Origin of the sequence: Acinetobacter nosocomialis, assembly GCF_041021905.1 — a bacterium.
Classification (GTDB): Bacteria; Pseudomonadota; Gammaproteobacteria; order Pseudomonadales; family Moraxellaceae; genus Acinetobacter; species Acinetobacter nosocomialis.
Genome location: NZ_CP157432.1, coordinates 733,420 through 746,383 on the forward strand (window position 1 = coordinate 733,420; position 12,964 = coordinate 746,383).

At 37.3% G+C, this 12,964-nt stretch carries 10 protein-coding genes; 8 read left to right on the forward strand and 2 right to left on the reverse strand.

The features are described 5' to 3' along the window. Nucleotides 1-9 precede the first annotated feature (9 nt). Nucleotides 10-1,299, forward strand: a complete 1,290-nt coding sequence (hisD, locus tag ABLC00_RS03460; protein ID WP_033846787.1) for a histidinol dehydrogenase — start codon at nt 10-12, stop codon at nt 1,297-1,299. Nucleotides 1,300-1,368: 69 nt separating this feature from the next. Next, nucleotides 1,369-2,454 carry a histidinol-phosphate transaminase gene (hisC, locus tag ABLC00_RS03465; RefSeq protein WP_004710506.1) on the forward strand — a complete coding sequence of 362 codons (1,086 nt, stop codon included), beginning with the start codon at nt 1,369-1,371 and terminating at the stop codon, nt 2,452-2,454. Nucleotides 2,455-2,457: 3 nt separating this feature from the next. Here the strand turns inward: hisC and ABLC00_RS03470 are convergent, their stop codons facing one another. After that, the gene (locus tag ABLC00_RS03470) at nt 2,458-3,813 is read right to left on the reverse strand and encodes an anthranilate synthase component I family protein (protein WP_080775622.1); all 1,356 of its coding nucleotides are present in this window, start codon (nt 3,811-3,813) and stop codon (nt 2,458-2,460) included. A gap of 351 nt (nt 3,814-4,164) precedes the next feature. Between ABLC00_RS03470 and ABLC00_RS03475 the strand changes: the two genes are divergently transcribed. The 6 genes from ABLC00_RS03475 (at nt 4,165) to ABLC00_RS03500 (ending at nt 12,254) form a co-directional block, all read left to right on the forward strand. Continuing rightward, complete coding sequence (locus ABLC00_RS03475; RefSeq protein WP_002050459.1) at nt 4,165-5,013, forward strand: DUF6160 family protein; 849 nt, start codon at nt 4,165-4,167, stop codon at nt 5,011-5,013. Nucleotides 5,014-5,311: 298 nt separating this feature from the next. Then, the gene (locus ABLC00_RS03480; RefSeq protein ID WP_009499867.1) at nt 5,312-6,145 is read left to right on the forward strand and encodes a C39 family peptidase; all 834 of its coding nucleotides are present in this window, start codon (nt 5,312-5,314) and stop codon (nt 6,143-6,145) included. A gap of 44 nt (nt 6,146-6,189) precedes the next feature. Further along, nucleotides 6,190-7,374 carry a hypothetical protein gene (locus tag ABLC00_RS03485; RefSeq protein ID WP_205200767.1) on the forward strand — a complete coding sequence of 395 codons (1,185 nt, stop codon included), beginning with the start codon at nt 6,190-6,192 and terminating at the stop codon, nt 7,372-7,374. A gap of 12 nt (nt 7,375-7,386) precedes the next feature. After that, nucleotides 7,387-9,051 (forward strand): OmpP1/FadL family transporter, encoded by a 1,665-nt coding sequence (locus tag ABLC00_RS03490; protein WP_080660954.1) that lies wholly within the window; start codon nt 7,387-7,389, stop codon nt 9,049-9,051. Next, nucleotides 9,045-10,310 (forward strand): putative pilus assembly protein FilE, encoded by a 1,266-nt coding sequence (filE, locus tag ABLC00_RS03495; protein WP_058644641.1) that lies wholly within the window; start codon nt 9,045-9,047, stop codon nt 10,308-10,310. Before ABLC00_RS03490 ends, filE begins: the two co-directional genes overlap by 7 nt. 18 nt (nt 10,311-10,328) lie before the next feature. Further along, complete coding sequence (locus ABLC00_RS03500) at nt 10,329-12,254, forward strand: hypothetical protein (protein ID WP_032048106.1); 1,926 nt, start codon at nt 10,329-10,331, stop codon at nt 12,252-12,254. Nucleotides 12,255-12,301: 47 nt separating this feature from the next. Here ABLC00_RS03500 and ABLC00_RS03505 read toward each other — a convergent pair whose 3' ends face one another. After that, a complete protein-coding gene (locus tag ABLC00_RS03505; protein WP_000006666.1) occupies nt 12,302-12,850 on the reverse strand; it encodes an NUDIX hydrolase in 549 nt (182 codons plus the stop codon). Nucleotides 12,851-12,964: the final 114 nt, after the last annotated feature.

Here is a 12,964-nt window from a genome sequence, read left to right on the forward strand (position 1 = left end):
GGTAAATTGATGCGACGTTTATCGACTCAAGATCAGAACTTCAAACAAGTTTTTGCCGAGCTTTTAGCTTTTGAAACTGTTAATGATCCTAATTTAGTTCAAACAGTAGATCAAATTATTGCTGATGTTCGTCAGCATGGTGATGATCATGTTTTAAAACTTACTCAACAGTTCGATCGACATCCAGCGCATCAATTTTCCGATCTAGAATTGTCTCAACAACAACTTAAAGCTGCTTTTGATGGTTTAAACAAAGAGATTCGTGAAGCCTTACAACTCGCGGCTGATCGTATTCGTACATTTCATGAGGCTCAGAAACAAGATAGCTGGACTTATGTAGATGATTTAGGTAACACCTTAGGACAAAAAGTGACTCCACTTGACCGTGTTGGTATTTACGTACCAGGCGGACTTGCATCTTATCCTTCATCAGTACTTATGAATGCAGTGCCTGCACATGTGGCAGGTGTACCTGAAATTATTATGGTTGTGCCTGCGCCAAATGGTGAACTAAATCCACTCGTTTTAGCTGCTGCTTATTTAGCTGGTGTTAGCCGAGTATTTACTATTGGTGGTGCACAAGCTGTTGCTGCTTTAGCTTATGGTACTCAGACCGTTCCACGTGTTGATAAAATTACGGGCCCTGGAAACCGATTTGTAGCAGCAGCAAAACGTGCTGTATTTGGTCAGGTTGGTATCGATATGATTGCTGGGCCTTCTGAAATTTTAGTATATGCAGAAGGTGTAAATAACGCTGAATGGTTAGCGATGGATGTATTATCTCAAGCTGAACATGACACAGTGGCTCAAGCTATTTTCATTACTCCAGATGAAGCATTGCTAGAAGCTGTAGAGTGTGCAATTGAAAAACACTTAAGTGAATTGCCAAAAGCTGATATTGCACGTACATCGATTGAAAATCGTGGGGCTTTAGTTTTAGTAAAAGACCGTACAGAAGCTGTTGATTTGATTAATCAGGTTGCACCAGAGCATTTGGAGTTATGTCTTGATGATGCTGAAGCAATGAGCGAAGACATTCGTCATGCCGGGGCAATTTTCATGGGACGCTATACACCTGAAGCAATTGGTGATTACTGTGCTGGTCCAAACCACGTATTACCAACATCTGGTACAGCGCGCTTCTCATCGCCACTTGGTGTATATGATTTTCAAAAGCGTTCTAGCTTGATCATGTGCTCAAAAGAGGGCGTTAAAACATTAGCTAAGATGGCCGATGTCCTTGCTGTCCAAGAAAATCTTGATGCCCATGCACGTTCGGCTCGTTATCGTTATCAATAAGCTTTAAGCCTTTTAGTATTTTTAATGATTATTCAGGGCTGACTTTCAGCCCTTTTTTGAGATAAGACTATGACTGTATCTACAGCACAAATGCGTTTTTGGAGTCCTGAGGTTCGTGAACTAGAGCCTTATGTGCCAGGTGAACAACCAAAAATCCAAAATTTATTAAAGTTAAATACTAACGAAAATCCATATCCGCCATCACCCAAAGTAGTAGAAGCAGTTCAAGCGGTATTACATGAACAAGCTGATGCGCTTCGTCTATATCCAGATCCGGATGCTACAGCTTTAAAACAAGCGATTGCTAAGCAACAGGATATTGATGTATCTCAAGTTTTTGTAGGTAATGGTTCTGATGAGGTATTGGCTCATATTTTTAAAGCATTTTTCCTTCAAGAAGAACCGATTCTGTATCCGGATATTACTTATAGTTTTTACCCAGTTTATAGCCAGTTTTTTGGAACAAAAACAAAAGAAATTCCACTCAATGAGAATTTCGAGATTGATGTCAAAGATTATACTCAGCCTAATGGTGGGGTTATTATTACCAACCCAAATGCACCAACCAGTATTGCGTTAAGCTTGGCAGAGATTGAACAAGTGTTACAAGCTAATCCAGACCGTGTGGTTGTGATTGATGAAGCTTATGTTGATTTTGGTGCTGAGTCAGCTGTAAGTTTGATAAACCGTTATGAAAATCTTGTGGTGTGCCAAACAACTTCAAAGTCTCGTTCTTTGGCTGGTTTACGCGTTGGATTTGCGATTGCTCAGTCACATTTGATTGCAGCACTTGAAGCGGTAAAAAATAGTTTTAATTCATATCCAATTGATCGATTTGCTATTGCAGCGGCTGTCGCTTCTTTTGAAGATCAAGCCTATTTTGAAGAACAGTGTCAAAAGGTCATTATAAGTCGAGAAAAACTTGTTCGTGATTTAACGGAACTTGGCTTTAACGTCTTGCCATCGAAAGCGAATTTTATATTCGCTACTCATTCGCAATATGATGCTGGGCAATTAGCACAAAAGTTGCGTGAGCAGGGCGTTATTGTCCGTTATTTCAATAAGCCTCGCATTAATCAGTTTTTACGTATTACGGTTGGAACTGATGAACAAAATGCGCGTTTAGTTCAAACATTGAAGCAAGATATTCTTTAATATTTATTCTGCTGTGCTGTTCATTAAGTTCAGCATAGCAGAGATTTTATCAAGACTTTCTTGATATTCAGCCTCAGCTTCTGAGGCAATCGTAATACCGCCACCCGCCCAAATAGAGAGTTGGTTTTGATATTGTTGAAAACTGCGAATTAAAATATTCCAACGTCCCGTGCCATCGAAATTAAAATACCCCAGAGTCCCGCAATATGCTCCTCTTGGCGCACCTTCTAACTCTTCAATAATTTGCATTGCCCGAATTTTAGGAGCTCCTGTAATTGAACCTCCTGGTAAAGCAGTGAGTAACATTTGCATAGGATTAATATCATTTTTAAGTGTAGCCGTAACTTCACTTACCATGTGATGAACTTGATTGAAACTTTCAATTTCAAATAACTTCGTTGTTTTTACCGAGCCAGTATTGGCATAAATGCTCAAATCATTACGTAATAAATCAACAATCATGACATTTTCTGCTTGATCTTTTTTAGAGTTTTTTAAGGTTTGCTTTGAAAGTAAATCTTGTTCTTCATTTTTAAAACGAGGCATAGTACCTTTGATCGGTCTGGTTTTAATTTGCTTATCTACATCAAACTCAATAAATAATTCAGGAGAGCAGCTTAATAACTCAAAATTTTCTAACTTCAAATAACCAGCATATGGAGCATTAGTTAAATTCCACAACTCTTCTGCTTTATTTAATAATGAGCCGGTAAAATTTGCACTGAATTCTTGAGTAAGGTTAATTTGATAACAATCTCCTGCTTTAATATATTCTTGTATTTTATAAAAGGCAGTTAAGTATTTATTTTTAGTCCAACGAGGATGAATATTTTCTTCTAATTTAAAACTATTATTTTTTAATTTAGAAGAATTTTTTTTGAGTAAATCTGAAATATATTTAAAAATTTCTAATGCATTATTGTCATCGCTAAAAAAATACCATTCATTATTTATATTTTTAATAAAAGAATGATAGCAACCTATAAATAAAGAAGGTTGTTCATGTAATTGATTATTTATAAATTGATTCGCAGAGAAGTCATAGCTAATAAAACCAATATATCCTCCATTAAAGCTTATAGTTTCAATATTTTTGTTTTTTAGATCTGGGGATTGAAATTGAGAAAAATCTATAAGACTCTGTATGTCAGATGAAGTTTGATAATTATTTAAGTCCGATTTTTCAAATAAAAAATTTTTATGATTTTGAATAATTAAATATTTATTTGGAAGAAACCCAATAACCGGATTGTTGTCATCATGAAGATATACAAGCCCGATTAACTCTTCTAATTTTTTTAAAATATCGGCAGCAGATTGAGAGCTTTCTAAAGAGATTTTTTTCTTTAACTGAGACATTTTAAACATATAAGTACTTGGAAGAGGTGACATAGTTTACTACAACTTCTAGTCCATCAAACGGATGAGTCGAAAGAGTTTAATATTTCGTGGAAAAAACAACCGAACAATTCTTCAGTTTTGCTAATAATTTATGAATTCGAACGGGCGATCAATATCGGTACCGTTTGTCGGGTAATTGGCAAAAAATGCATTACAGTAGTTGAACAAAAATTAACGTAGCTGTAATTTAGTAATTGCTAAGCAAAACTACTCAAGGATTGGAAGTTTCGGTTGCCACAAAAGAAAAATGCAACTTGAGACAGTAAGAGTGGTTAAGTCAAAAAATAAATGCTCTTGGGAGAGTGCTCAATGAAAATGTTCACTAAACTTGCTTTAGTTTCTTCTTTAGCTATCAGTGCAAATGCTATGGCAATGCAATCAATGGATGATGCAGCGCTTAGTGCTGCTACAGGTCAAGACGGTATTAATATCGGTATTGCTTTGGGTTCTGGTGGTATTTCTATCGATAAATTATACCTACACGATAATGATGGTTTAGCAACATCAACAGGTATTACTGGCGCTTCAGGTACAGCGGGTTCAATCGCAATTAGTGGTGTTACGGTAACTCAAAAAGGTACAGGTAACCTTTTAGATTTAGCGATTGATACAAATGGTGCTTCAGGTTCAAATGGTGCTTTCTTAAACGTTGCAGCAACAGTAGGTGCGGTTGACGTGCATGTTGGTTCAATTGGTGTAGGTACTTCTGGTACATTAAATACAACTACGGCTGTACGTGGTATTACTGAAACTGCTCCAACTGAAATTATCTCTGGTTTAGATTTATCTTTGGGTCAAATTTCTGCAAATGTTCAGTTAGGTTCAACTCCGCAAGGCGCAATGATCAAAGTGAACTCTAGCTTGCAAGGTGGTTTAACACTATCTAACTTCGGTATTAATGATGCTGCTGGTGGTGGTAAAATTGTCCTAGACAAAGTAATGGTTCGTGGTTCAGGTAATACAACGGGTGACTTGGATGTAAATGCGAATATTTCTGTTGTTCCTACAGGCTTACGTATCCAAAATAACAGTACGCAAGGTATGAACGTTTATGCACAGGGCGTACACCTAGGTGCAGCGGGTAATGCTTCAATTGGTGATTTAGAAATTCAAGGTTTAAATGTAGGGACTTCTACAATTACTATTTCTGGTCACTAATTTAAAGACTGATAAAAAGCGCGTTTATACGCGCTTTTTTATTTATCTTAATAAAACTAATATCTATACTTTTCTATTTAAATAATATTAGCTTATATAATAAGAAAGAATATAAAACATTTGAAATGAGAATTAATTAACAGTTTATAAATGTAAAACTATGCATTCATCAAAAAGATTAAAAAAAAGCTGTTTTTTACAAAAAAAAAAGGTATCTTCAACACACAGGGATGTAGAGCTATTGCTCTAAGAATAAAATGAATAAGGCCAGTTAGGCCACCATTTAGACCAAGTGCTTATGTTAGAGATAGTTTTAGGCTCAGCATTGATGTATTACTTTGCGACAGAAGCCTTCGAAATAGAAAAAAAGCCGCCGGGAACTGTTTATTATACAGAGACTGCCGATTCACGTAATTTATCATTTCATCGAAACCATATTGAACCTGTCACAATAAAACCGGCTGTAGAAGACCAGTTTCGTGGCATTGTTCGACAAGCCTATGATTATAGTTGTGGCTCTGCTGCACTTACGACTTTATTAAATGGCTATGTGGGAACGAGTTTAACTGAACAGCAAACAATGAGTGGTTTGCTTCAATATGGTGAATATCAGCGCATTATTGAACGCCGAAGTTTCTCATTACTTGATATGAAGCGTTTTGTCACAGCAATTGGTTTAGACAGCGGTGGTTACCGAGGTGAGTTTTCTGATTTAGTTAAACTCGGTCAGCCTGCAATTGTGCCTATTTCATATGCTGGTTTTAAACATTTTGTCGTATATAAAGCTTATAAAGATGGAAGAGTATATGTAGCTGACCCTGCTTTAGGGAATATCAGCTTTGATGAAAGTCGTTTTAAACAAATTTGGGATAATAATACTTTATTTGTTATTTCTGTTCCTGAATCACAGCGTAAAGATCTATTGGCATTAAAAGATGCAGATATGCGTCATGTCGAAGATGCAACGGTCAATAAATATGCTTTTGTTGATGTGCAATATCCAGCGTTTAATTACGAACGTACGGCAAATAAAGCTTCAACCATGAGACTTGTGCTAGACAGCGATAGTCATTCTGCAACATATGGAAAGCCGATAGAAACCTATATGCGTCTTTATTACAAACGTAAATAGACAAATTTAAAGTTAGTAAAATAAATAAATTGGGTGGGAAAAACATGAATAATCGATGGATGAAGATGAGTGTGTTGGCCTTAAGTATGAGTGCCATTACAGGGACAATCTATGCCGAAGATCAAGTACAACAACCTCAAGTATCTGGTTCGAATCAGGCTGTAGCAAATGGAACAGAAAGCTCTAACTCTTCAGAAGCTACAACCTCTAGTTCAGCTACAACAGATAATACTACGCAAGCATCGAATGCAGTAGATACGAATGCCGCAGCCCCAGCTCCAAATAGTGAGGCACATCAAGCTGCAAGTGCGTTACAGAAAAAAGAAGGTGATGCTAGTCAGGAAACAAATTTACAAGAAGTATTTACTTCAAATGAACGCCAATATTCTTTGATTAAGAAGGGCGTAATTTCTTCTTATTATGACCTTGATTACACTTACTACCGCGATACCCGTATTGATTTGGCTTTATCGGATAGTTCTTCTCAACTTAACCGTTTACGTGTTGAGGAAGATGCTAACCATACATTGACGAACAGTTTCACCTTTCAGTATGGGATATTAGATAACTTAACTCTATCAGCAACTCTTCCTTTCGTTGCAAAGTCTGAAATTATTAAAGATAAAACAACAGCTGGTTTAGGGGATATTTCTTTGGGTGCACGTTGGGAACCTTTCCCGTTAAAGCAAGGACGTTTGCCACTCGTACTTTTTGGTAGTGTATCTACTAAAACAGGTGATAGTCCTTATGAGATCGGTTTAGATGAGTTGTCAACAGGTAAAGGTTATTATTCTGTTGGTGTAGGAGCGAGTACCCGTAAATATATTGATCCAGTCGTTCTCTTTGCTTCTGCATCCGCTAACTATGGTTTTAAAGAAAGCGGTCTTAACCAAGCACGCGGTTCACGTATTTTAGAATCTTTTGATCCTGGGATTAGCGGTGGTTTCTCATTTGGTTTTGCATACTCGTTTAACTATGACGTGTCTCTAACGATGTCATATCAGCAAAGTTTCAACATGAATGCCGAATTCCAATTTAATAATGGAGAGTCTTATAAATCACCAGACCAAAGTAGCGGAATGTTATCTTTTGCTCTAGGTGTTCGTGTTTCGCCAGATACCATTGTTAACGGTACTGTTGGCATTGGTTTAACAGAAGATGCACCAGATATTTCACTTGGTTTGTCGTTCCCGTTAGATATTTTAGGTTTTAACAAAAAACAAAAATAAGGAGATATGCAGGTGAAATATCCTAAATTATGTCCTCTAACGGCGGCAATTGTTATCTCCGGTTTTTCTAGCTTTGCCAATGCTCAATTAGGACAAAACTTAGCTGTTGATATTCGCTCACTATCGATGGGGAATGCTGTAACTGCAGATCCTCCAGGTATTAGTGCAGTTCATTTTAACCCCGCAGCCTTAGCAAAAATTGATGGGTTGCAAACCGATGTACAGGGAATTCTTGCTAACTTTGATATTCAGCGTGAGTTTTCTGCGCCCCCTGGTTATAACATTTTTGGTTATTCAGATGACCCTCTCGTTTGTAATGATGGTCCGGAAGTTTCTGCTAATATCTGTACAGATTTCAAAGGGACAGTACATGGTGACGTCGAGTACGCAAGCTTATATGTGCCGATCCTAAAAAAAATGGTTGATCTTGGAGCAGGATATCCTCTAGTTGCTCCTACAGCCGGAATCGCCTATAAGCCACCTGGTTCAAAAGTTACTTATGCAACAGCAGTATATGCACCCTTGGTAGCAGGGTTTGGAGCAGAGAATGGTAACCCTGGTAACTATATGGGGCAGCAAGTTGCAGTAGAGAGAATTACCTATTTATCACCATCTTTTGGTTATCAAGTAAATGACCATTTATCACTTGGTGCTTCAGTAGGAATGTCCTATAACGCAATCGCACTGAAAACCGATCTACGTTTTCCCAATGAGATGATTGGTGTATTGCGTATGGTTGATGAAGTGGTATGTGCACCTTTTAAAAATAATAGTGACATGATTACGGACTTACTATTATTTGGTATGTGTAATGCTCAAGAAGGCATGAATCCATTTAATAAAATGGGCGCATTACAAGTGTCTTTAGAACAATCATTAAGCCCAAGTTATAACCTAGGTTTACTCTGGGAGCCAACTGATGATTTTGGCTTTGGTATGGTTTATCAAAGTGCTGCCAAAATGCGTTTAAAAGGCAAGTATATGATTGATAATGCCAGAGCACCTCAAGAACTTATTAAGGGTCTTAACTCATCTGCTACAGGACAAATTTTAGCTGCAATTCTAGGTCTACCGGGCAATGTACCTAATATTGAGTCTGGTTTAGTCGCTATGGATCTTGAATACCCTGCACATTTTCAAGCAGGTATTAAGTATAAAATCTTACCCGATTTGCAAGTTAATTTTGACGTAGGATGGACTGACTATTCGGCTTGGGATAAGTTTAAGTTTGAGTTCGATCGTCAAATTACGCTATTAAAAGTGGCTAAGCTTTTATCTAATGACGTTACCGATAATTCATTGGCATTGCCATTGAAATTTACCTCGCCGTGGAGTTGGGGAATTGGTCTTGAATATTCAGCAACCGATCGTTTGAAATTAAGGGCTGGTTACGAGCCTCGAGCTAGTTCGATACCTGATGATAAACGTAATACTATGGTCCCGATCAATAATGCACAATTATTTGGTCTTGGCTTAGGTTATCGTTTTGACGCAGATACAGATCTAGACCTTTCAGTGGGTTTCTTGCGTAGTCGTGACAATATTCCAGCTTGTACGAGTACATTGTCGAATAAGTGTGGTGTCGATAATATTTTATTAAACCCTTATTCGGGCCTAGATGTAAAAACGAATACAAAAATCACAGTGCTTGGTTTGAGCTATAGAACAAAATGGTAAAACAATATAAATCGATGTTTCGACCTAAATTTGCTATCTCGACTTTATGTATTGCAGTAGCAAGCGTTTCTGTATCTTATGCAGATGGTTTCTTTACAATCATTGGTCCAGATGGTCGTCCAATGATTGTACCCAGTAAAAAAGTAGAACAAAAGCAATCCAAGAGTAAAGTAGAAGCACCGAAACAAGTTGTACAACCGCATGTAAATGCTACACCTGTTCAAGAAGCATCTAAAGAAAATGTTCAGAATTCAAAAGAGCTTAAAAAGTTTGAACCACCTCCTACAAAAAAATTAAATACTGCACCGACTGCACCGACTGCACCGACTGCACCGACTGCACCGACTGCACCGACTGCACCGACTGCACCGACTGCACCGACTGCACCGACTGCACCGACTGCACCGACTGCACCGACTGCACCGGAGCTTCCTTTAAGAATGAGTAAAGCTCAGAAGGAGGAAGTTAAAAAACAGACTAGTAGCGTTAAGACAGAAAGTGTTCCAGCAAAAGTTTATTCATCTTCACAAAGTACTTCTCAAACTGTTTCAATACCAGATCCTTCAAATGATCGATCTAAATTTACAAGTATTGATGGCGTAGAGTATGTAAATAATGAATATCTTGAAGATCAGGAATTTAATCTTGAAGGTAAAAAACGCTTTTATGTTATGCCGGATGGACTTGGAAGAACAGAGTTTATCGAAAGAAAAAAAGGTGTAAGCAAGTCTACTTTAGAACAATTGTTTAATAAGCAATCTCAGGAAGATCAAGGAGCGATTGTTTTAGCTCCAACTTATATACGACTGTCTCAAAAAGAATTAGAAACGACTTTTGAGCAAGATAAATGTTTTGTTCAAGGCTATAAAAAGTCAATCAAAGTGCTTGGAGCTAAAAAAGAAGTAAATTTATGGCCTCGAAAGCCATTAAAAGAAAAGTTTGAATATGAGTTGGTAAAACTAGATCCATCTGTACAACATTTACAACTTATGTCATTTGCAGCGAGTAATTCCGCACCTCTATATTATTGGCCTTTAGCTATATTCTTAGATGAGAAGGGCTGTATTTTAGAAGGGGCAAGTGGTTTCAAGAGCAAGTCTTATCCTTCTACGATATTACAACATGCATCGATTCAAGGTACTTTAAGAGTGCCGCCTCATGCACGTTATATGATGTTAACTCCTTTATCTTCTTCGATAGATGTAGCAGAACAAGAGTTATCAAATCAGGGACAGATTCAAATTTCAGTATTACGTTAAAAATAAGTAGGGTATCTAATGAATAAAAAATTATTATGGCCTTTTGCATTAACCACATTAGCAATCATGCTGAATGGTTGTGGCGGTGGTAGCTCAACCATTAATGAAGATCCTACAAGTGGTTCTGGTAGTTCAAATGCAAATGGAAGTTGTGATGCATCAAATAGTGACTGCTTACAGTTTTCACTCGATTATCCCATTGCTGGTCTTAATTTTACCTGTAGTAGTGCTGCAAATCAGAGTTTTGTTACCAAAGCTTCAGGAAACAGTGTGGTTGGTACATGTAAACTTGGTGATACAGCAAATTTCTTTTTACAAGGCACTCAAACTAAAACAAAGATCGATTTAGGTTCTGTTCAATTAGATAATATTTCAAAGATTAAGGTGGTCGTTCCGCCACGTTTGAAAGTTATGGATATGGCTACGGCTTTAACAGGTGTAGCACCTGCTTCATTAAGTCAAAATGATCCAACCATCCGTGTAGCAATGGCCTTGGTTAAACTCTTTCAAAGCGTTGGTTTAGAGCGTGGTGATAATGTAGTGGGAGATATACAACCTACACTATTTACCGAAGATAAGAAAAATACGCTAAATGTAGTACTTCAAAATATTACTGCTGCTGAATGGCAAAGTGGAGCATACGCCAGTATCTTGAAACCTTGGTTAGATGTTAGCCAAATTGATGATAATCAGGCTTTTGCTTTAGTAACTCAATTGGCTCATTTGAGTTTGGTAGGTTTATATCAGTCAGATTACTTGACCTTAGCTCAACCAAACTTAATTTCAGAAAATTTTTATGGATGTAATTTAGCTAATTTAGCGGATTGTCCAAAAAATGCTGCTAATACCCAACACGTAATAGGCAATTTATTTTTACTCTCAGATCGTCAAGGTTATACATTTGGTTACGGCTTACAGTGGAAAGGTACAAGTACTACTACAAGTAACTCAACAGTTACAGCAGTAATGGAAGTATTGACTAAATCTAAGCCAGCTCAACTTACAGCGAATGCTCAAACCACATGGCTCGATCCATTACAAGCTGAGATTAAATCGACGCAACCATTCCATTTAAAAGCTTCAGCTAATAGCGCTGAAGATTTACTGATTTATCAAGGTAAATTATTAAATGATTCATTTATTGCTGGTCGCGAAAGTCTTTATTTAGGTGCAACAAATAGTAAAACACCAAATCCTCAACAATATGCGTTATGGCGCCAGAGTATAGGTAATCAAAACTATAATGGTTCACTAGACATCTATAAAGTAACTCCAGCAAGTTATCTTGCAAAAGATATCTTTAGAACTTCAAAAAATGTGAGCTCAGGGCAAACTTATATTTTCCCGTTATATGGTACTTTAAATATTAAATTTGATACTGCTGGAATTTCACCAATCGATTTAGGTATTGTGATTGATGAAAATGGTGACATTCGTACTGATATTAAACCTAATGCAACAGCAACAGATATGTCTGGACAGTGTGGAGTGGTCTCAGATAACACTTTAATTGATAACAATGGCGTTCAACAGTATCGTATAGGGACAACCGGTGGTACAGAGTCTTCTTCAAATGACAAATCAATTACAGTAAAAATGATTTTTGCTGAACCGAAGCTCGGTAATCTCAATGGTATTTTGGCTGGTTTAAATTCGAATGTTGTTCAAGGTACTACTGCAACTGGTAGTCAAACACTGATTGTAAGTGGGGCAAAAATTAACGTTGCCAACTTATTACAAGGGCAGTTAAATGGTATTAACCTTACAACTTATGATAACAAGACAGTTTCATGGTTAAATCCATATGCCTTCTATCAACGAGTCTATAATAATATTAAGGATGTGAGCCCAGCTCCTACAGAAGAGGATAAAGCTTTAGCTGAGCGAATGAGTGGAACGATAACGATTAGAACGGCTGATTGTTATCAAATTAAGACAAAATAAAAACCATAAAAAAAAGACCGCGAAAGCGGTCTTTTTTATTAACTAAATTACCCTGTATGGTCTAAACGAGTTCCTAGTGTTTCTAGGTGCGTTGGAAAAACTTGTTTTTTACGATCTTCAAAATAATGTCTGAGTGTGTGTTCGACACTCGGAAAGGCAAGTTCACCCCATGGAATCTCATGCTCTTCGAATAATCGGCTCTCTATGCTTTCTTCACCCGCACCAAAAAGTCCATCTTTTAGCTGGGCTTTGAAAAGTACATAAATTTGACCAATACGAGGAATATTGTACATACAGTAAAGTTGTTCTATTTCAATTTCGGCTTCTGCCTCTTCACGAGTTTCTCGCGCCGCACCTTGTTCCATGGTTTCGAACAACTCCATATAACCAGCGGGCAAAGTCCATAAGCCATAACGAGGTTCAATTGCACGACGGCAGAGGAGTACTTTATCTTCCCATAACGCTAAGGCACCGCAGATTACTTTGGGGTTTTCATAATGAATATTTCCACAATGAGTACAAACACGGCGTACTTTATGATCACCTAAAGGAATTTTTTGTTCGGTTTTATGCCCACACGCTACACAGAAACTCATAATTATCATCGAGTATAGAGATGCCTCAGCATAACTGAATTTTTAGACTTACGCATCAACTCTATTCCCTAAGTTTGATTTTCAGATATGATGCAAAGAGAGACAGAATAATAG